Annotated in this window: 18 protein-coding genes; 7 read left to right on the forward strand and 11 right to left on the reverse strand. The window is 32.9% G+C overall.

The window, feature by feature from the left end:
- Nucleotides 1-3 precede the first annotated feature (3 nt).
- From nifS to B5D16_RS03425, 3 genes are all read left to right on the forward strand, one after another.
- The gene (gene nifS, locus B5D16_RS03415) at nucleotides 4-1,188 is read left to right on the forward strand and encodes a cysteine desulfurase NifS (RefSeq protein WP_078765572.1); all 1,185 of its coding nucleotides are present in this window, start codon (nucleotides 4-6) and stop codon (nucleotides 1,186-1,188) included.
- Nucleotides 1,189-1,478: 290 nt separating this feature from the next.
- Nucleotides 1,479-1,916: a Fe-S cluster assembly scaffold protein NifU gene (nifU, locus tag B5D16_RS03420; RefSeq protein ID WP_078765573.1), complete on the forward strand. Its 438-nt coding sequence runs from the start codon at nucleotides 1,479-1,481 to the stop codon at nucleotides 1,914-1,916.
- A gap of 25 nt (nucleotides 1,917-1,941) precedes the next feature.
- Nucleotides 1,942-2,421: a flavodoxin gene (locus tag B5D16_RS03425; RefSeq protein ID WP_078765574.1), complete on the forward strand. Its 480-nt coding sequence runs from the start codon at nucleotides 1,942-1,944 to the stop codon at nucleotides 2,419-2,421.
- 878 nt (nucleotides 2,422-3,299) lie between these two features.
- Here the strand turns inward: B5D16_RS03425 and B5D16_RS03435 are convergent.
- Both B5D16_RS03435 and B5D16_RS03440 read right to left on the reverse strand, forming a co-directional pair.
- Nucleotides 3,300-4,907 carry a Na+/H+ antiporter NhaC family protein gene (locus tag B5D16_RS03435; RefSeq protein ID WP_078765576.1) on the reverse strand — a complete coding sequence of 536 codons (1,608 nt, stop codon included), beginning with the start codon at nucleotides 4,905-4,907 and terminating at the stop codon, nucleotides 3,300-3,302.
- A 123-nt stretch (nucleotides 4,908-5,030) separates the two neighbouring features.
- A complete protein-coding gene (locus tag B5D16_RS03440; RefSeq protein WP_207651107.1) occupies nucleotides 5,031-5,972 on the reverse strand; it encodes an AraC family transcriptional regulator in 942 nt (313 codons plus the stop codon).
- Between the two features lie 202 nt (nucleotides 5,973-6,174).
- On the opposite strand from B5D16_RS03440, the gene B5D16_RS03445 reads away from it, so the two are divergent.
- The 3 genes from B5D16_RS03445 to B5D16_RS03455 all read left to right on the forward strand — a co-directional run bounded on the left by B5D16_RS03445 (nucleotide 6,175) and on the right by B5D16_RS03455 (nucleotide 9,030).
- Complete coding sequence (locus tag B5D16_RS03445) at nucleotides 6,175-7,134, forward strand: ABC transporter ATP-binding protein (protein WP_078765578.1); 960 nt, start codon at nucleotides 6,175-6,177, stop codon at nucleotides 7,132-7,134.
- A gap of 55 nt (nucleotides 7,135-7,189) precedes the next feature.
- Entirely contained in the window at nucleotides 7,190-7,999 is an 810-nt protein-coding gene (locus tag B5D16_RS03450) for an ABC transporter permease (RefSeq protein WP_078765579.1), read from the forward strand.
- 215 nt (nucleotides 8,000-8,214) lie between these two features.
- The gene (locus B5D16_RS03455; protein WP_078765580.1) at nucleotides 8,215-9,030 is read left to right on the forward strand and encodes an ABC transporter permease; all 816 of its coding nucleotides are present in this window, start codon (nucleotides 8,215-8,217) and stop codon (nucleotides 9,028-9,030) included.
- Nucleotides 9,031-9,066: 36 nt separating this feature from the next.
- Here B5D16_RS03455 and B5D16_RS03460 read toward each other — a convergent pair whose 3' ends face one another.
- On the reverse strand, nucleotides 9,067-10,164 hold the full coding sequence (locus B5D16_RS03460; protein WP_078765581.1) for an Ig-like domain-containing protein: 1,098 nt from the start codon (nucleotides 10,162-10,164) through the stop codon (nucleotides 9,067-9,069).
- A 161-nt stretch (nucleotides 10,165-10,325) separates the two neighbouring features.
- Here B5D16_RS03460 and B5D16_RS03465 point away from each other — a divergent pair, with 161 nt between their 5' ends.
- On the forward strand, nucleotides 10,326-10,742 hold the full coding sequence (locus B5D16_RS03465; RefSeq protein ID WP_078765582.1) for a hypothetical protein: 417 nt from the start codon (nucleotides 10,326-10,328) through the stop codon (nucleotides 10,740-10,742).
- Nucleotides 10,743-10,893: 151 nt separating this feature from the next.
- Here the strand turns inward: B5D16_RS03465 and B5D16_RS03470 are convergent, their stop codons facing one another.
- The 8 genes from B5D16_RS03470 to B5D16_RS03505 all read right to left on the reverse strand — a co-directional run bounded on the left by B5D16_RS03470 (nucleotide 10,894) and on the right by B5D16_RS03505 (nucleotide 20,385).
- Nucleotides 10,894-12,279, reverse strand: a complete 1,386-nt coding sequence (locus B5D16_RS03470; protein WP_078765583.1) for a family 43 glycosylhydrolase — start codon at nucleotides 12,277-12,279, stop codon at nucleotides 10,894-10,896.
- 512 nt (nucleotides 12,280-12,791) lie between these two features.
- The gene (locus B5D16_RS03475; protein ID WP_078765584.1) at nucleotides 12,792-14,468 is read right to left on the reverse strand and encodes a hypothetical protein; all 1,677 of its coding nucleotides are present in this window, start codon (nucleotides 14,466-14,468) and stop codon (nucleotides 12,792-12,794) included.
- A gap of 61 nt (nucleotides 14,469-14,529) precedes the next feature.
- Nucleotides 14,530-15,927 carry an ATP-binding protein gene (locus B5D16_RS03480; protein ID WP_078765585.1) on the reverse strand — a complete coding sequence of 466 codons (1,398 nt, stop codon included), beginning with the start codon at nucleotides 15,925-15,927 and terminating at the stop codon, nucleotides 14,530-14,532.
- 184 nt (nucleotides 15,928-16,111) lie between these two features.
- The gene (gene rbr / locus B5D16_RS03485; protein ID WP_078765586.1) at nucleotides 16,112-16,669 is read right to left on the reverse strand and encodes a rubrerythrin; all 558 of its coding nucleotides are present in this window, start codon (nucleotides 16,667-16,669) and stop codon (nucleotides 16,112-16,114) included.
- A gap of 189 nt (nucleotides 16,670-16,858) precedes the next feature.
- A complete protein-coding gene (locus tag B5D16_RS03490) occupies nucleotides 16,859-17,284 on the reverse strand; it encodes a nucleoside 2-deoxyribosyltransferase (protein ID WP_078765587.1) in 426 nt (141 codons plus the stop codon).
- On the reverse strand, nucleotides 17,284-17,535 hold the full coding sequence (locus B5D16_RS03495) for a GNAT family N-acetyltransferase (protein WP_078765588.1): 252 nt from the start codon (nucleotides 17,533-17,535) through the stop codon (nucleotides 17,284-17,286). The genes B5D16_RS03490 and B5D16_RS03495 overlap by 1 nt, the downstream gene beginning before the upstream one ends.
- 158 nt (nucleotides 17,536-17,693) lie before the next feature.
- On the reverse strand, nucleotides 17,694-19,052 hold the full coding sequence (locus tag B5D16_RS03500) for a sensor histidine kinase (RefSeq protein ID WP_078765589.1): 1,359 nt from the start codon (nucleotides 19,050-19,052) through the stop codon (nucleotides 17,694-17,696).
- A 1-nt stretch (nucleotide 19,053) separates the two neighbouring features.
- Nucleotides 19,054-20,385: a sensor histidine kinase gene (locus B5D16_RS03505; protein ID WP_159444270.1), complete on the reverse strand. Its 1,332-nt coding sequence runs from the start codon at nucleotides 20,383-20,385 to the stop codon at nucleotides 19,054-19,056.
- Nucleotides 20,386-20,507 lie beyond the last annotated feature (122 nt).

Here is a 20,507-nt window from a genome sequence, read left to right on the forward strand (position 1 = left end):
ATTATGAGTAAATTGATTTACATGGACAATGCAGCTACTACTAAGGTTTTACCAGAAGTTGTAGATACTATGCTTCCATATTTTACAGAAAAATACGGCAACCCATCAGCAATTTACACATTTGCTGAACAGGTGTCAAAGGATGTTGCCACAGCACGTGAAACACTCGCAGGTGTTATCGGTGCAAAGGTTGAGGAGATTTACTTTACAGGCGGTGGTAGCGAGTCTGATAACTGGGCTTTAAAAGCTACTGTTGAGGCTTATAAAAATAAGGGAAATCATATCATAACAAGCAAGATTGAACATCATGCGATTTTACATACATGCGCTTGGCTCGAAAAACAAGGTGTTGAGGTTACTTACCTTGATGTTGATGAAAACGGTCTTGTAAAAATTGAAGATTTAAAGAAGGCTATCAAGCCTACAACAATCCTCATCTCAATTATGACAGCTAACAATGAGATTGGTACAATTGAACCTATCAAGGAAATTGGCGCCATTGCTAAAGAGAATGGAATCTTATTCCATACTGATGCTGTTCAGGCATTTGGTCATATTCCAATCAATGTTGATGAGATGAATATCGACATGCTTTCAGCAAGTGGTCATAAGATTAACGGTCCAAAGGGTATCGGTCTTATGTACATTAGAAAGGGTGTTAAGATTAAATCATTCATCCACGGTGGAGCTCAGGAACGTAACAGAAGAGCTGGTACTCACAACGTTCCAGGTATCATTGGATTTGCTAAAGCTGCTGAAATTGCAGTTGCAAAAATGGATGAAAGAATTGCTTATGAAACAAAAATCAGAGATCACATCATAAAGAGAATTGAAGATGAAATTCCTTACGTTAAAATTAATGGTGACAGAGTTAAACGCCTTCCTAATAACGTTAATGTATGCTTTAGATTTATCGAAGGTGAGTCAATGCTTATTCTTCTTGCACAACAAGGCATTTGCGGCTCAAGTGGATCAGCTTGTACTTCAGGCTCTTTAGATCCATCACATGTTCTTCTTGCAATCGGACTTCCACATGAGATTGCTCATGGTTCACTTCGTCTCTCAATTTCCGATGAAACAACTAAAGAAGAAGCAGATTTCGTTGTTGACGAACTCAAGAAGATTATAGAAAGACTTCGTAGCATGTCTCCACTTTATGAGGATTTTGTTAAGAAGCAGAATAAGTAAATGTTTTAATAATCTGAATATACTAAGTTGATAAAATATGATTTAGATATTGAGTTAATATTATATGATTTGTAATTAAATAATTCAGATATCGAATTAATATTATTTTTGAGATATTAAATTAATGTAATACAATTTAGATACTAGATTAATAAAACTAATTTGGATTTTGAGTTAATATAATTTGAATTTTAAATTAATATAAATTATTTAGATATTTGTTTAATATAATTTATATGTTTAATTAATCATTTTATTTAAAAATAGATTTAGAAAGTTAGGTATAGATTATGTACAGTGAAAAAGTTATGGATCATTTCTCAAACCCTAGAAACGTTGGAGAAATGGAAAACCCAAGTGGTGTTGGAACAGTTGGTAATGCAAAATGTGGAGATATCATGAGAATGTATCTCGACATTGATGAAAATGGTGTAATCAAAGAGGCCAAATTCAAAACATTTGGTTGTGGTGCTGCAGTTGCTACAAGTAGTATGGCAACAGAACTTGTTAAAGGCAAAACAATTCAGGAAGCTTTGGAAGTTACAAACAAAGCAGTTATGGAAGCTTTAGATGGTCTTCCACCAGTTAAGGTTCACTGCTCACTTCTTGCAGAAGAAGCAATCCACGCAGCTCTTTGGGATTACGCTCAGAAGAACAATATCAAAATCGAAGGTTTAAAACCTCCTGTAAATGATATTGAAGAACTTGAGGAAGAGGAAGAATATTAATATAAACATTACTAGGAGTATTAATATGAGTAAAGTATTAGTTGCATATTTTAGTGCTAGTGGAGTTACTGCTGCTCTATCAAAGAGACTCGCAGATTCCATAGGTGCAGATTTATTTGAGATTAAGCCACAAGTTACATATACAGATGCAGATTTAGATTGGCGCGATAAACAAAGCAGAAGTTCAGTTGAAATGGCAGATAAAAGTTCAAGACCAGCAATTTCAGAAAAAGTAGATAATATTGAACAGTATAGCACAGTTTATGTTGGCTTCCCTGTTTGGTGGTATAGAGAACCTTCAATAATTGATACATTTATTGAATCACATGATTTTAAAGGAATCACTATTGTTCCATTTGCCACATCAGGAGGTAGCGACATTGGAGATTCATATAAGAACATCCAGGAACTTGCGCCAGGAAGTACTGTTGTACAAGGCAAACGATTTGATAAAGATGCTTCTGCACAAGAATTAAAGACTTGGGCAGCACAGTGGATAAAATAAAAAAATGAACACAGCAATGTGTTCATTTTTTATTTTATCCACTTGTTATTAACTTGGTTTTTATTTACTTGCTTTTTTATGGTTTGCTTTCCTTTTTACTTTTTTGGCTAACAGGAAAGCACCTGGCCCGCCATACGCACAAAAGCAAGCTCATACTTGCTTTCCTTTTTCACTTTTTTGGTCAATAGGAAAGCACCTGGCCCGCCATACGCACAAAAGCAAGCTCATACTTGCTTTCCTTTTTCACTTTTTTGGTCAATAGGAAAGCACCTGGCCCGCCATACGCACAAAAGCAAGCTCATACTTGCTTTCCTTTTTCACTTTTTTGGTCAATAGGAAAGCATCTAGTCGGCCTCCACACACAAAAGCAAGCTCATACTTGCTTTCCTTTTTACTTTTTCGGCTAATAGGAAAGCATCTAGCCTGCCATACACACAAAAGCAAGCTCATACTTGCTTTCCTTTTCACGTTTTCGGCTAAAAAGAAAGCATTTGGCCTGCTACACTTACAAAAGCAAGCTCCAACTTGCTTTCCTTTTCACTTTTTTGGCTAATAGGAAAGCATCTGGCTACCTCCACACACATAAGCAAGCTCCAACTTGCTTTCCTTTTTACTTTTTCGGCTAATAGGAAAGCACCTGGCCCGCCATACGCACAAAAGCAAGCTCATACTTGCTTTCCTTTTTACATTTTTTGGCTAATAGGAAAGCATCTAGTCGGCCTCCACACACAAAAGCAAGCTCTAACTTGCTTTCTTTTTCACTTTTTTGGCTAATAGGAAAGCATCTAGCCGGCCTCCACTCACAAAAGCATAATAAAACCCAAGACAGAATACTCTGTCCTGGGTTTTACTCAATCTATATTTTAATCAATCATCTTCTAATCATTATTCATCTTTCTCTCAGCGCCTTCAGCATCTTCACGTTTCTTTAACACTAACATAACTAATGCAAGCATTACTACACCTGCAATAAGTGAAATCCAAGGATTCTTTACGATACCTGCAATGATGTATGTAACGAATGAAACTGCTGCAACTGTAAACGCATATGGAAGCTGTGTTTCAACATGTCTAATGTGAACACACTGTGCACCAGCCGATGACATAATCGTTGTATCTGAAATTGGTGAGCAGTGATCACCACAAACTGCACCAGCCATACAAGCTGAAATTGAAATAATCATCATAGTGTAATCTGAGCTTTGGAAACAGTTTACAACTATTGGAATAAGAATACCGAATGTTCCCCAAGATGTACCAGTTGCAAAAGATAATCCAATTGCAATTAAGAATATAATTGCTGGTAAAAACATCTTAAATCCTGCTGCTGAATCACCTACAATTCCTGCCACGTATGGTGCAGCACCAAGTGCATCTGTCATTGCCTTAAGCGACCAAGCAAATGTCAAAATAAGAATCGCAGGAACCATCTGCTTAAAGCCTTCAGGTAAGCAGTTCATGCATTCCTCAAAAGTAATCACACGTCTAATTAAGTAAAATACAATTGTAATCATAAGTGCAACTGATGAACCAAGCACAAGACCGATTGAAGCATCTGAATTAGCAAATGCATCGATAAAGCTTTCACCCTTAAAGAATCCACCAGTATAAATCATACCAACTGTACAACATCCGATAAGAAGAATAATAGGAATAATCATATCAACAACCTTGCCCTTTTTCTTCTCATCCTTTTTATCATCTTCAACAATCTTATCAGTCCAGTAATCGTCGCTTTCAGCACTCTTTTCAAACGCTCTCATCGGGCCATATGAAATCTTACCCTTAACAAGAATAAGCATCATAACAATTGTAAACAACGCATAGAAGTTATATGGAATTGCCTTAATGAAAATATGCATTCCATTCTCTCCTTTAACAAATCCCGAAACAGCTGCAGCCCAAGATGAAATTGGAGCGATTATACAAACAGGAGCCGCCGTTGCATCTATTAAGTAAGCAAGTTTCTCCCTACTAATCTTCTGCTTATCTGTTATAGGTCTCATAACAGAACCAACTGTAAGACAGTTAAAATAATCATCAATAAAAATCAAACATCCAAGTGCAATTGTTGCAAGTTGAACACCAACCTTACTCTTAACATGACTAGTAGCCCACGCACCGAATGCTCTCGATCCCCCGGTGCTATTCATAAGTTGAACCATCATACCAAGAATTACAAGAAACACTAAAATACCAACATTCCATGAATCCGATGTCACCTTAACAATACCATCACTAAAAACATGATTTAGAGTTTTAACTGGATTAAATCTACCCCAAAACAAAGCACCTGTAACAACACCAATAAATAAAGAACTATATACTTCCTTTGTTATAAGTGCAAGAACAATTGCAATAAGAGATGGAAGCAAAGCTAAAAATGTCCCCTTAACTTTAATCTTTTCAACTCCTATTAAATACCCCATCACGCCATAAAAAACTAGTAGCGTAACACCTGAAATTGCAAGTCGTTTCTCCTTCATACATACCTCCAAGTTATATTTTCGTCCTTAAATAAATTCAAATATTATTATATCATATCCATACATATTATTAAAATTTACACTATTAATTTGCAAGAAAAGCAAGCTCTCACTTGCTTTTCTTTAAATCAACTTACTCTTCTTATCTTTCATCAACAAGAAATCAGGAACCTTTTCAGCTGATCCCTGCCTTGCTAGTTTCTTATATTCTCTTGGTGACATAGAGTAAAATTTCTTAAAAATCTCTGACATATAACTAGCACTAGAAAATCCAGTAATGCTGGCTATTTCTCCCATACTCATATCACTAGTCATAAGTAAATCGGCAACCTTTCTACTACGATAATGCATAACATATTCAATCGGTGCCTTACTTGTTAACTTCTTAAAAATCTGATTACACAAAGAAATACTTATCCCACCAGCATTCGCTATTTCGTTAAGAGTTATAGAATTGTTATAATTTCCATCAATAAATAACATCATCTTCTTTAACAACTTACTATGTTCATCATCCTCGCCAACTCTTCTCATATGAGTTCTATACGCGTCTGTGTATCTATTCATAATAAGATTCCAAATTCTAAAAAAGTTCATGGTAATATGAAATTCACTTCCAGTACAATCAAGCATTGTAGACATGATTTCCTGTAATTCTGGCGTATCATGCTCATCATTTCTAAAATGAATATATGTAACAGACTTATCTGTAATTATCGGCTTTATAGCCTTCATCTCAACATTAAATGAAGAATATAAAATTCTTGGATGAAGAACACAAATTATGTACTGAACCAACTTTGTAGGTGGCGCAATAGAATAATGCACAACACCCGAATTAACAAATAGCACATCTCCTTTTTCAAGTTCTATGTCAACACCACCAACTCGATATCCCATGTGTCCATGGTAAACATATACGATTTCCACGTCTTCATGGTAGTGTGGAATACGTTCCCAAGTGCACCCCTTATACGCATATCCATCAAAAATATATGAAGGAAATGACTCATTATTATAGTTTACAATTTCCGAACCATCCTCTTGTTTCATGATGATTCCCATCTTCTCTTTTATCACTATTTTATACCCGTCCTGTAATATTGTTATAGAATTATACAAAATTATGCGTTTTTTCTATGTCTATATTATATTATAATGCGAATATGTTAAAAATACAATCAGCAAATGCTTCGATATCAAAAACATAAATTAAACAAATTTGCTAATTGAATTATTAACTAAACGATTTATAAGGAGGCACAATATGAACAACGAATACGCAATAACCATGAAAAACGTATCAAAAGAATTCAAAGTTCTTAACAGACACGAAGGTCTACGCGGAAGCATTCATGATTTATTTTCAAGAGACTATAACATCGTGAAAGCTGTAAATGATATTTCAATTGAAATACCAAAAGGCCAGATTGTTGGTTATCTTGGACCAAATGGTGCCGGGAAATCAACAACAATCAAAATGATGACAGGCGTCTTAGAACCATCCGGCGGTGAAATCACTGTTAATGGAACTGTTCCTTACAAGAATAGAACCAAAAATGCTGAAAACATCGGCGTAGTATTCGGTCAAAGAAGCCAGTTATGGTGGGCTCTACCACTTATCGAATCCTTCAAATTATTAAAGGATATTTATATGATAAGCGACAAAGAGTATAACGAAATGATGGATTTATATAAATCACTCGTTGATATCGAACCACTACTTCACAAGACAGTAAGACAGATGTCTTTAGGCCAGCGTACACTTAGTGATATTCTTGCAGCATTCTTACATAATCCAGAGATTGTATTCTTAGATGAACCTACAATCGGTCTTGATGTTTCAATGAAAAATAAGATTCGTGAATTAATACTTGGTCTTAACAAAAAGAAAAAGACTACAGTTATTCTAACAACTCACGATATGGGTGATGTAGATGCCTTGTGCGAAAGAATTGTTATTATTGATAAAGGTACCATGATCTATGATGATACAAGCGAAAACCTAAAATCATTCTTTGGTGCCAAAAGAAATCTTAAACTTAAAACAATTAATGGTGAATGGGAAGAGATTTCTGTTGATGATAATAAGGATGATATCATGCAGATTATCACCGATAAAAATAAAAATGGAAAAATTACAGATATTAAACTTGAGGAATTATCTACAGAAGAGATTATTAGACATATCTATGAACACAGTAATACTCTTGAGAAAATAGGATAATTTAATTACATACTCATCTTAGTATCAATATACTACTATCTACAGGAGGTAAAACATGCCAATCAAAAAATATATAAGCCTTACTCGTAGTGGTATAATGGAGCAACTCCAATTTAGACTTGGAGTATTTATAACATTATTTGCTAATTTAATATATTTAACTTTGATATATTTTCTTTGGAAGTCAATATACAAGTCAGCAGGAACTGATATGGTTAATGGTATGACGTTTAATGACACCATGATATACCTTGTTCTTGCAACAGCACTTTTTAACTTCCTTGAAATGTTTATAGTTTGGGATATGAGCAGGAGCATACAATCAGGAGAAATAATTCTAAAACTATTAAAACCAATAAAATTTAAGCCATATATGTTTTGGTCATACTTTGGTTGTAATATAGTTACATTTTTCCTATCATTCCTGCCAACATTTATTATTATCAATATAATAACAAATGGAGCCATTAAATTATCAAGTAATTTACTCTTATTTATACCAACGGTAGTAATGGCATTAATAATAAACTTTAATATAGACATGTTTGTTTCAACAATCTGTCTTTACACAGAATCAACTTGGGGAATCAATATTGTAAAAGAAAGTATCGTTTTGCTACTATCTGGCGCAACAATACCTATTGCATTCTTCCCTAAGCCATTAAAAGATATCGTTATCTATCTTCCATTTAAAGCAATTTACGATACACCACTTAACGTTCTTCTTATGAAGGATGGATTTACAATTAATAGCGGTGTCGAGAAAATGTTATTAATTCAGCTTTTCTGGTGCGTTTTTCTAAGCGTAATTGGGAATATATTTTGGAAGGTATCAATACGTAAGATTACCGTTAACGGTGGATGATTCTCCTACGGAGAATCTCTGACTCCGCTCAAAGCCGCGGAGGGCTCTTCTGATTATAAATCAGAAGTAGTAACGGTGGATGATTCTCCTACGGAGAATCTTTGACTCCGCTCAAAGCCGCGGAGGGCTCTTCTGATTTATAATCAGAAGTAGTAACGGTGGATGATTCTCCCACAGAAGAAGGTGGATGATTCTACTACAGAAGGAGGTTAATAATGAATACTACTCAGAAAAAAAGAGATTTAAAATTCTATATGAGTATATACAAAAAAATCCTCATCCAAGATTTAAAAAGCAAAATGAGTTATAGAGCCGACTTTATAATATCAACATTCGGTATGGTTCTAACTAATGTAGTTGGTTTTGTCTCATTCTATATATTGTTCCAAAACTTTCCATCAATTAATGGATGGAGTTATTATGAGATGCTCTTTTTATATGGCTTCTCACTTGTAGCGCTAACACCTGTACAATGTCTTTTTGATAATAATTGGAACCTGCGATTCCAAGTTTTGTCAGGAGATTTTATAAAATACTGTTTTAGACCTATCAACATATTCTTCTACTTTATGTCAGAGATATTTGATATTAAAGGTTTAGGCCAGTTAGCATTTGGTATTGGAACCATTGTATTTGCATGGATGCATTTGGATATTCCAGTCACTCCAGTGGTGCTTATAAAGCTTGCTATCTACCTATTTGCTGCATCACTATTTATGATTGCAATTATGAATGCATCTGCTGCAACTTGCTTTTATACTCTTGGATCAGGATATGTAATGGTAATAATGTTTAGATTTAAAGATTTTGCAAAATATCCAGCAAATATTTTCAATGCATTCTTTAGATTTTTCTTTACATTTATAATACCAATTGCATTTGTTGCATATTATCCATCACTTGTAATCTTAAGACCGGATAGCATTCCACTTTTATCATGGTTATCACCACTTATTGGATTGTTCTTCTTTTACTTAAGCTATAAGTTCTGGATACATGGCGCTAAAAAATATAATGGAACAGGTTCGTAAACCTGTTCCATTTTCATTTTGTTAATTTAATATATCTTATTTCTTAACCTTAATCTTTAAAGTATATTTCTTACTACCAACCTTAACGATAAGCTTTGCACTGCCTTTTTTCTTAGCTGTAATCTTACCTTTTTCAGTAACTTTGATAGCTTTGCCTTTTACCTTAAATGTAACCTTCTGTCCGTTAGCATTTAAAACTTTAAGTTTAACTTTCTCACCCTTCTTAAGTGTAAGCTTGTTATTCTTAATCTTATGACCTTTAACTTTGAATGTAACTTTATCAGAAACTGATTCTTTATTATCCTTAGTTGCATTTGCTGCGTTGTTTTCTACTTTTGTTTCAACTTTTTTAGAATCATCTTTTTTATCAAGATAGTAATCTTTGAAAAACTCTGGTTTCTCTAATTTATCAGGATAATCGTAATAGTATTTGCTATCTACTGTCTGTGTTACTACATGTCCATCGCCATAATCATATGTCATCTTCTCAAACGTATTAACATGAACCAAAAGGGCTGTATTCTTATCAAGGAAGAACTCTACTTCTTTCGTACCATATGGACTTGGCATAGAATATCTATATATATAACAACCATGTGGCTTAAATCTATCATCCTGACCACTTGCATCACATGAACCAATGCCGCTCTTTTCATCCCATACACCACCTGCAATGTAAGGTTCAAAAGCTAATAAATTATTAATTAAAAACTTACTAGGCTGATCACGCTTCTGAAAATCAAATGTTCCATCCTCTTTTTTGAATGCATAAACATCATAATAATTCAAATTATCAATGTATCTATGATGTTCTGGTGGCATGTTGAAGAACTGGCCATTACCTGTAGGTCTAGCATATTCGTACTGCCAATCTCCATTGATTTTACCTTCACTTTTAGCATAGTAGTTTCCAACAGTTTCCTCTTCACCATCCCTAAAAGTTATTGTTGTGTTTACCTGAGCAACAAAATACTCTCTTCCTAACAACTCGCCGTATGCTACCATCTGTGCATCCTGTGGGCTTAACTCCTCTGGAAATGGTAATTTCTCAGCAAATGCATTCGTTGGCAATCCAACAACTGCAATTAATCCTAGCGCCATTGTTCTTTTAAGCGCTTTTGTGAATTTTAACATTCTTAATTCCTCCTTATAAAATTAATTCACTCCTAATGCATAAAGCACCTTTTTGCATTATATTATAGACACTGTTAACCGTCAATAGCTAATTTGATTTGCCCTAATCTAATTATTGGTATATAATATAGAAAGTGTAATTTTTATTAAGGAGAAATACTATGAAAAATATAAAGAAAATCATTTCACTATGTCTAATAGCAGTTCTTTCAATGTGCTTATTAAGTTCATGCGGAAAGAAAAAAGATTATAAAAAAAATGCAGGAATTTATAAATTAAAATCAATCACTAACGGTTCTCAAAAACTTGATGAAGAAATGATAAATGCCCAGGAAGGATTTGGATTAGTATCATATATTGAACTAAAAAAAGATGGCAATGTAATTTACAGTGTTGATGGTTCTGAAACAAAAGGAACTTGGGATGACAAAGAAATCACCATAGGTGGTGAGGGGGCTAATTATAGTTTTAAAGGCAGTAATTTAAGCATTGACAAAAGCGGAATGAAAATGGAATTTAAGAAAAGTTCAAAAGCTGAAATTGATGAAATTTTAAGCCGAGCAAGTAAAGATAAATAAAATTAAACCCGTGCTAACTAAGGAGTCCACAAAACTCTTGTAGTTTACACGGGTTTTATTATGTCTTATTGTTGATTTGCATTACCTGCATAAAGATCACTTACAGCCTGTTACGATAACTGCTTTTCATATATCAACATATTCTATTGTTTTACTTCATAAATACAAAGCTTTCAAGTTCGAATAAATTTCTACCCTTGAAATAATCACCCATCCAATCTGTAGGATAATCCGTTTCAACAGTAAAGTAAACTGCATGCTTACCAGTAACTGCTTCAACAACTGTACTTACAACGGCATCATCATGACCAATTGTAACTGAGCCAATCTTCTTACCCTTTGTCTTACATGATTCAAGCTTGTTTTCATCATCAATACCATCGATGAAAATGTTAAGTCTGCAATCACAACCCATACCGATAACACTAGCTGAGAAATCCATAGTCTTACTGTAGAAGTCATCACCGAAATCAAAGTATCTATATCCGATAACTGTTTCTGCTGTGATATTTCTAATTACACGCTTAAATACATTCTTTTCAGTAATATATGCACCATCAGTAAGTACACATGCAATATCAGCTGGTGTAATCTGATATGGCTTTAAAGCATCTTCAAAACCAAGTGATGTAGGAAGAACTGTAGGGATTGTTCCATCTGGTAAAATCTCAATCTTCTCAACACACCCTCTTCTTGACATAATTGTTCCATTTGTCATTCTGTGATAGAAGATATACCACTGATCACCAACCTTCATAATTGAACCATGGTTATTTCCACCTGGATAATCAAGACCACTATCTACAATATAACCTCTATATTTAAATGGACCTGTAGGACTATCTGAAGTTGCATAAGCAAGCTTTGGACAATCATTAGGTGAATAAATCATATAATATGTATCGCCAACTTTTCTCATAGAAGCAGCCTCAAAGAAGCACTTCTTATCATCATCAAATCCATCCTCTGGACGTGGCTCACAAGGTATGAAATGTTCCTTTAATGTTCCATCTAAAATCTCATACATGTTATCGCCATTAACTTCTGCGAGGAAAGATCTTAAATATCCACAATAAATATATACTCTTCCATCATCATCAACAAGTACACCTGGATCAATAAAAATACCACCATTACATACTTCCTCAGGAATGTTGTACTTATACTGTGATACAAACTTAAATGGTCCCTCTGGCTTATCAGCAACAGCAACACAACCCTTAGTTTCAGCAATGTATGCATAAAGGTAATACTTACCATCTTTTTCAACTACATCTGGAGCAAAAAGTCTTGACTGTGGACCAGTCCAATCTGTATCAGCCTCGTGATCTCTAGTCTTATAAGTTCTAAAAATATCTCCATGACAAACCCACTCCTTTGGATTATCAACAGGTGCGCTCCAGCATTTTAATACCCAGTCACAGAACTCTCCTGAACCAGCCTTATCGTGAGAACCATAAATATAAACTCTATCGCCAAATACTCTAGGTTCTCCATCTGGGATGTACTCCCAATTTGGTAAATATGGATTAGCCATAATTACATCCTCCTTTTTATTTTTTTCTTTTTTGTTTTATAACGTCTTAAAACCCTTCATTACTTTTAATATGCACTTATATTTTAACTTAATTCATACATTGACACAAGCCGATAATTCTGATAATATTTAGTTAGAGGTGCTACCGGTAAATGGTTAGTTCCTTAATGTGGCTGTAAAAATAACCACCCTATGGAACAGTAGGGGTGGTTATTTTTTTACGTTTATATCTTTGAGCATATAGCCGAAACTAATACAAGTTATTGCAAAGCATAAAATGTTAATTAAGCTATCCGATGTTAGCATACGCTGTTCCTCCTTTCGTTATATATTTCCTATTAGATTTAATCCAATAAGATCTAAATAACTTTAAGGAATAATCCTCAAGTCAGGAAGAAACTAACCACCTACCATATAGGGTAACACCCCACACATACATTTTATCGAATGTATGTTCAGGTGTCAAGTGTCAATAATTTATTCTAGTAAATTATTTTTTATATCTATTTCACTTATATAGTCAAATTAGTCTTTACTTTCTTTATCAAATTTTTCTTATTTGTATTACTCTTATACAAACACAATCTTACTTTCTTACGTTTATATTTCTCAACTCTCAAACAATAAGTAGCTTTTTGATACTTATATCCCTTAGGGACATTTTTCTTTCGTTCCTTCATCCATAAAGACTTACTATACTTTCTGGTTTTAGATAACTCCTTACCGCCTATTGATGAAATATAAAAATTCTTCATCTTACCCTTCTTAAAGACCATATCAACCCTAATCTTTATAGTTCTAGTTGACTCACCCTTAGAATTTAGAGTCATAGGTAAGATAGTTTTATATTCAACCTTCTTGGTTTTCTTTGTAGTTTTAGTTTTCTTTGTAGTTTTAGTTTTCTTATTAGAGCTCTTGTTCTTCTTATTTTCCTTGTTCTTATCAGTCTTTTTACTCTTACTACTCTTTTTCTTCTTTGTAACTTTCTTACTACTCTTCTTACTCTTAGCATCTATATTCTGATCAACTACAATCGCCTCACCATCCAGCATACTATTAGCAGTCTTACTAACCTTTTTCTTTGATTCAGATTTCTTTTTACTACTAGCTTTTTTCTTACTCGAAGATTTCTTACTGCTTGATTTCTTTTTATTTGACTTCTTACTCGAACTCTTCTTACTAGATTTCTTTCCAGAATCCTTATTCTCTTTAACCTTCTTATAAACTATCTTCCCTTTTAATTTCTTTTTACTTCTACTAGCATAAAAATCATATGTATCACCCTTAAGTGAAACACCATTACTAAGTGGTCTATTAATCTTTATATTAAAAGTCTTAGTTATAATACCAGTCTTAGAATTAGATAAAGGAATTACATATAAATCATAGGTTCCTCTTGCTCCAGGAAATGCTGCCGACCATTCAAATCCTCTCCATATTGAATGTCTCATCATATGATTTCCCTTAGAATCTGTTCCCCAATAAAATCCTAGATGACAATCTCCGCCACGAACCGTAGGAGAAAAATAAATCATATAACCTTTCTTAATTCTTTTATCCTTATTAAGAACTTTATTTGTATCCTTAGAATTACTAACTCTACCAGCACAATACTTCTTAACCTTGTACTTATTAATAAAATTCCACCATACAAAACCATTGCAAATTTTACCAAGGCTTCCACCTTCTATAAGTCTATCGTAAAACTCAGGAATAGATTTTTCAGTCTTACTTGCATAATACATAACTGAAGTAACTACACCAGTACAATTATATCCATATCCCGCTTTATCTCTATATTTATACTGCGTATTTGTTGCAAAATTATAATTAATATTTGTTCCAACATTACCATAGTTTAATCCATGATAAATCGCTCCATTATAATGAAGTCCCTTATTCCAATTTGCATCAAAATACTTCTTTAATGTATCTAACGCATGATATCCCTTAAAACCAAGAGCCTCATCGATAAAGATTGTATCCTTATCTTTAACATTATCATTCTTATAAACAACTTTTTTCTTCTTAGAATTCTTCTTATCCTTGTTGTTTACTACAACATTTTTTGTATCACCATAAACAACACTGGTACCAACCACTCCAAATCCAACATCTGTAAAAACAACACTTAGTATCAAAATAACACTAACTAAAATTTCATAAAACTTCTTATTTATATTTTTCATAATTTTCTCCAAAACAACTATTTCTCACACTATAATTATTACTATTCAAATCACAATTATCTTATTTATAAATATCTTTAAGCGTTAATAAACATACTTTGTCTTGATCAGCATTCTCTTTGACCCACTTTGAAAATCCTTTCAATGCAAATAAGAAATACTGAACTTCTTCGTACTTTGAATTAATCAAACCTTTTCTATTCATTAATGCTTCATATACATCTCTATCGATACTTTCATTTTTAAATTTACATTCTCCTATAACGGCCTTTTTAGCACCTTCATCAACACCCACGACATCTATATCTGTAGGTGTATGAAAATTATCATTTCCCCACCATTTTCCTACATTCGTAACAAAACAGTTTAAATTTCCATTTAATCCTTCTCTTAAAATATAACGCCTACACATTTCCTCGAAAATACCCCCCATAAAAAAATGTAATTTATTTTTAACATTTTTTTTATAATATACGTCCCCTTTATTCATTTCTATAGCAGCTCTAGCTGATGGAATAAAAGTATACCAAAACCTATACAACCCATCAACAATTTCGTAACTAGTTTTTTTCCTATTGTTTTTCTCTGTCATAGGTTCAATCTTAGATATAATTCCTACAGTCATTAAATTTTTCAAAGTATATGTTAATGTAGCTGTAGAAATATGAGATTTTTCCGCTATTTCATTAACTTTATTTGCTCCTTTTGCGCAATTTTCAATAACCGAATTATAAGTATTAACTGTACGAAACTCTTGCATCAATAGATTCATAGGTTCTTCATAAAGATATCCTGAAGGGCTAAAGAAATTGTTTATCAAGTTTTCATCTAAACTAAACTTATCATCAAATAACTGTAAATATTTTGCGACACCACCTGTCACTCCATATACAATCGCCTTTTCCTCAAAACTATACTTTGGCGTAAATAGTGCAGATTCAATGTAATCAAATGGTTTAAGAAATATCTGATTTGTTCTTCTTCCAAACAAAGGACTCTTCTCACTCAAAATTTCCTTTTCCATAAAACTAATAGCCGATCCACATATAATCAAATATATATTTTTAGTAGAAAATACATTGTCAATAGCTGCTTGAAACTTAGACATAAACGACGAATCTGCCTCTGCAATATACGGTATTTCATCTAGTGCAATTATTATTTTTTCTTTTTTACAATTGTTTCCTATAAAATTAAAAAAACTATCTAAATCAGCAAATGATATACCTTCCATATCGGGCATCATATCTGTTACATACTGTTCTGACCATCTCTTAACATTATCTTCAAGACTACTCTGACTAGCCATATAATAAGATGATTTTTTGTCTTTAATAAATTCAGCAATAAGTCTAGATTTTCCTATTCTTCGTCTGCCATAAATAACTGTCATTTGAAATCCTGGCTTTTTGTATGTATCTTCTAATACTTTTAATTCATCTTTTCTACCAATAAACATAGACATCCTCCTTTATAAATTTTTAGTAAAATATAATTTACTAAAATATGTTTTACTAAATTATATTTTAGCAAAATCGTCACAAAAGTCAAGTCAAAAAAGACTATGGCCAATTACAGCCATAGTCCTTGTAACTTTGTAACTTTTCGTGGAAATCAAAATATTTCAAAAGGTCATAAAAACCTTAGAAATTCTCAGCTTTTATTTCAAAATAACTCTGTGGATGATTGCAAACTGGACACTCATCTGGTGCCTTCTTGCCAACTACAATATGTCCACAGTTAGAACACTGCCAGATTCTCTCATCATCCCTAGAGAATACAATACCATCTTCGATATTCTTAAGAAGCTTTCTATATCTTTCCTCATGCTCCTTCTCAATCGCTGCAACCTGCTCAAAGATTTCAGCAATGTCATCAAAGCCTTCCTCTCTTGCTTCCTTAGCGAATGTAGGATACATCTCCTGCCATTCATAAGCTTCGCCATCTGCAGCTGCATTAAGATTATCAACAGTACTACCAATACCTGTTAAAATCTTATACCAAAGTTTCGCATGCTCCTTTTCATTTGCTGCAGTTTCTTCAAAAATTTTACTAATCTGAACATAGCCATCCTTCTTAGCCTTCGAAGCAAAATAAGTATACTTATTTCTAGCCTCTGACTCGCCAGCAAATGCGGCCATTAAATTTTTCTCAGTCTTAGTACCCTTAAGTTTCTCACCCTTAGTTTCTAAATTAGCCATCAACTATACCTCCTATATCCTCGCAATTTAGCCACATGATTGCACTTACAAACGCCATCACGCTTATTGATTATTATACCATAAATAACATCTTATATCATCCAAATTAGAGCAATAAAAAAGTGCATTTCGGCCAATCTTTAATCAAAATGCAAATCAGCCGAAACACACTCCATCATAAAATCCTATCTAAAACATCTTCCCAGAGAATCTTTCCCTAGGCATGGCATCAAAATCATAACTCTCTAGTTCTTCAATGCTTGTAAGGTTAGTATGACAACCCTCGTGAATCATCAAGTTAGAATCCTCACCTAACTGTACAACTACAACCGGTTTATGACTAGCATGAGCATAACCTATCTCCCAGGCAGTTCCACTATCACTATAACCACCATAGTATAATGCAACAACCACATCGCAAGCATCAATACCACGCACATCATTAGTAAAAGTATCAAGACTCCACGCTAAAGAACCGACATTGCCCTCACGAACTTCATGCTCCCTTGGGCTAAAAACATAAAAGCCTCGACTTCTTAGTATATCTTCAACTCTTTCAATATTCTTTATCTCTCCATCATTAAATAACGGACTAGCTAGGTAAATATTTTTCATCAATTCTCCTTTTCTAGCAAATGCTTCGCATAAGAGCAAGTAGCCTCAACCCTATCGCCCTTTTTCTTGATTTCCTCAACAGCCATCATCACAAGCTCTCTTGCAATACCCTGACCTCTTAATGACTCATCAGTCCAAGTGTGAGTAATAGTTGAAACTCCATCAAATGTATGTGGAAAATTAATCTCACATATCACCTTATCCTCATCGTTCTTAGCATAAATTCTTTCATTTTCAATAATGTAATTCATATAGACCCCCATATCTTTTTTTATAAATAAACATTGCCCCCCCCGACGGAATTAATTATAAAGTACCCATAAAACTAACCGCCAAACGTTTAGGATATCACCCATGTGTCCATAATAACAAGACATTCACATTGTGTCAAGTGTCAGTAAAGCACAAATTAACCAATACTAATTACAAATTCCACTCCATTTTCATGTCTGTTGGCATTAATTTTAAATCCATGATAATTTATGATATCCTTTGCAAGTGCAAGCCCAATACCAGTGTTACCATTTTTACCAATATAAAATCTATCAAAAATATGACTTACATCTTCTTCTGAAATTTCCCTACAATCATTCCATATTCTTATCTTCTTATTATCGCATGAAATGTTTATTTTACTCTGCGCATATTTTAATGCATTGGTAAAAATATTATTAAACGCATGTTCAAATTGTGCAATATCAATATTAATACTTCCGTCTCCAAGATTTAAATTAACTTCAAGTTTTTTATCCCTTACTGCTCCTTCAAAAGGCATGATACAATCCTGTATGAAATCTGAAGAACTAATCTGTTCTTTATTAAGTTTAGTCATACCACTTTCAAGTTTTGCAACTGACACAATATCATCAATCAATTTCGATAATTTATCTATCTGTTTTGATATTATATCACTTGTCTTTCTCCCATCAACAATTACACCTTTTCTAAGACCTTCTGAATATCCTTTTATAGATGCTAAAGGAGTTTTAAGTTCATGTGATGTATTCTCAAAAAACTTTCTTTGCGCAATTGCATTTTTATCAATTCTTCTTCCTATAATCATTGCACTAATTAAAGCTATCAAACCTAAAATTATAGCAGTAAATATAATAATCTTATTTATCCCGTCAATAAATGCAAAATCCGATGTAAGATCTACATAGCAAAAACACATGCCTTTTTCTGCGTTACTTTCTTTTACCTCTTCAGGAGACAATCCAAATGACATTTCTTCTTTATAATAGGGTTTATATCCTTTTACAACATAATGATTTTTACCCACTCTAACGACTCTTGCTTCCAAACCTCCCATTTTTTCAGCAAATGCCTTATATTCATTATCATTTTTTGTGGATTTCATCTCATCTATTTCATCTTTATAATCATTTACAAATCCATTTAATGTTTTGTAATAATCATAATTCTGCCAATATTCTTGCCAATATTTATAATCTTCCTGAAGATACTTTATTGCTTTATTGTGCTTATCTATTTTTTTCTGATTTAGACTATCAAGATCTTTTAATATCTTATCGTCACTCTCTACTTTATATGCTATTACTTTTGACTGATATGATGTATCAAAGAATGGTACAGCATCTCTAATGCCCCCTACTACAAATCTCTCGTAATAATCTTCTATTACATCATTTGCTGTTTTTGTTAAATCTTTTATATTTATAGAATCATATATAAATATGAGTAACACCGTTGCCAATATAAGTATGATCTCTATAAAAATAGTTATTTTCAAACCTGTTTTCTTCATATTACCCTCTAAAATCTATAACAAATTTCATTCCATTTGCTGTTTTTTTTGCATCAATTTTATAAGCATGATAATTGATAATATCCTTAACAACTGAAAGAATAACACCTGTGCTTGAACCGTCCTTGGTGTAAAATCTGTCAAATATATGTTTAATATCATTATCTGAAATATTATCCATGTCAAAATCTATGTTAATGATTTTATCATTGTTTTCTATACTGATTTCACTCTTTGCCTTATCACAAGCATATTCATATATGTTATTAAGCGCTCTTTCAAATTGTTTGATATCCACTTGAACTATTGTTTCTTCAACATTAAGATCTATATCAAGTTCTTTCTTTCTAATAACATTTTCAAATGGCATCAAACAATCCTGGATTATTTCTGAAATATCAACATCTTCCTTATCAAGAGTAATAACGCCACTTTCAATTCTTGCGACACATAATACATCTTCAACAAGCTTTGTCATTTTATCTGTTTGTTTTGAAATATAAGCACCGCTTTCTTTTAATTTTTCCGCATCTCCATCTTTTAACACATCTGAATAACATCTAAGTTTAGCAAGTGGAGTCTTAAGTTCATGGGATGCGTTTTCAAAAAAGCTTCTTTGAGATTTATCCGTTTTTCCAATATACGAACCGACGAACATTCCAAAGAACAAACCAATTACTGCTACTATTATTGCAGCAAGTATAATCGCTCTTCGTGTTCTTTCAATAGAATTAACACGAGCTGTTACATTAATATAATTTATAAAATAACTATGTATATGCTTCTCTTCTAAATCATATTCCATATTATAAGGATCCATATATTTATCAATATAAAATGTTTTTCCATCGACTTCTATTTTTCTTGGATCCCTTTTGTTTACTTCCTCATAAAACTTCTTTATTTCCGATTTCTTTTTAAGGATTTTACCCTTTTTTATAATTGAATCATATTCTTTAATTGCAGCTCTAACCAACCTATATTCTGGATATGTTTTATTCCAGTAATCTCTAGGTTCAAATTCCTCATCTGGATGTTCTTCTATGTATTTTAAACGATCCTCTATTTCTTTCTCTGTCAAATCGGCTGCATTATCCTGTGTATCATCATAAGAATAACTGGTTTGTCCCACGTAAAATCTTAATTTTTCTATCTCGTCATAAGATATGCTACCTGGATTAATGCTATCTTCTCTATAATCCTCAAGATTACCAATAGCCTCTTCTTTAATATTTTTTGTACTTTTATTCGTATATGTATTTATAAAAAAAACTATAAAACATATCCATAACATTTCAAAAAGCAACACAACTCTGATGCTTATTTTATTCATTTTCATCAACCTCTAATTTATGATCTTACTGTATATTATATTATACTATACAATACTCTCAAAAATAAAATAATATATCCCTAATAAAGCGGAACTTTAACTTTGCCAAAGTCCCGCTTATA

It is taken from the genome of Eubacterium uniforme (assembly GCF_900167115.1).
In the GTDB taxonomy this organism is placed as follows: domain Bacteria; phylum Bacillota; class Clostridia; order Lachnospirales; family Lachnospiraceae; genus Eubacterium_S; species Eubacterium_S uniforme.

Coding starts and splice junctions, on each gene's coding strand:
- nifS (WP_078765572.1), top strand. CDS start 4: ATGAGTAAATTGATTTACATGGACAATGCAGCTACTACTAAGGTTTTA.
- nifU (WP_078765573.1), top strand. CDS start 1,479: ATGTACAGTGAAAAAGTTATGGATCATTTCTCAAACCCTAGAAACGTT.
- B5D16_RS03425 (WP_078765574.1), top strand. CDS start 1,942: ATGAGTAAAGTATTAGTTGCATATTTTAGTGCTAGTGGAGTTACTGCT.
- B5D16_RS03435 (WP_078765576.1), bottom strand. CDS start 4,907: ATGAAGGAGAAACGACTTGCAATTTCAGGTGTTACGCTACTAGTTTTT.
- B5D16_RS03440 (WP_207651107.1), bottom strand. CDS start 5,972: ATGGGAATCATCATGAAACAAGAGGATGGTTCGGAAATTGTAAACTAT.
- B5D16_RS03445 (WP_078765578.1), top strand. CDS start 6,175: ATGAACAACGAATACGCAATAACCATGAAAAACGTATCAAAAGAATTC.
- B5D16_RS03450 (WP_078765579.1), top strand. CDS start 7,190: ATGCCAATCAAAAAATATATAAGCCTTACTCGTAGTGGTATAATGGAG.
- B5D16_RS03455 (WP_078765580.1), top strand. CDS start 8,215: ATGAATACTACTCAGAAAAAAAGAGATTTAAAATTCTATATGAGTATA.
- B5D16_RS03460 (WP_078765581.1), bottom strand. CDS start 10,164: ATGTTAAAATTCACAAAAGCGCTTAAAAGAACAATGGCGCTAGGATTA.
- B5D16_RS03465 (WP_078765582.1), top strand. CDS start 10,326: ATGAAAAATATAAAGAAAATCATTTCACTATGTCTAATAGCAGTTCTT.
- B5D16_RS03470 (WP_078765583.1), bottom strand. CDS start 12,279: ATGGCTAATCCATATTTACCAAATTGGGAGTACATCCCAGATGGAGAA.
- B5D16_RS03475 (WP_078765584.1), bottom strand. CDS start 14,468: ATGAAAAATATAAATAAGAAGTTTTATGAAATTTTAGTTAGTGTTATT.
- B5D16_RS03480 (WP_078765585.1), bottom strand. CDS start 15,927: ATGTTTATTGGTAGAAAAGATGAATTAAAAGTATTAGAAGATACATAC.
- rbr (WP_078765586.1), bottom strand. CDS start 16,669: ATGGCTAATTTAGAAACTAAGGGTGAGAAACTTAAGGGTACTAAGACT.
- B5D16_RS03490 (WP_078765587.1), bottom strand. CDS start 17,284: ATGAAAAATATTTACCTAGCTAGTCCGTTATTTAATGATGGAGAGATA.
- B5D16_RS03495 (WP_078765588.1), bottom strand. CDS start 17,535: ATGAATTACATTATTGAAAATGAAAGAATTTATGCTAAGAACGATGAG.
- B5D16_RS03500 (WP_078765589.1), bottom strand. CDS start 19,052: ATGAAGAAAACAGGTTTGAAAATAACTATTTTTATAGAGATCATACTT.
- B5D16_RS03505 (WP_159444270.1), bottom strand. CDS start 20,385: ATGAATAAAATAAGCATCAGAGTTGTGTTGCTTTTTGAAATGTTATGG.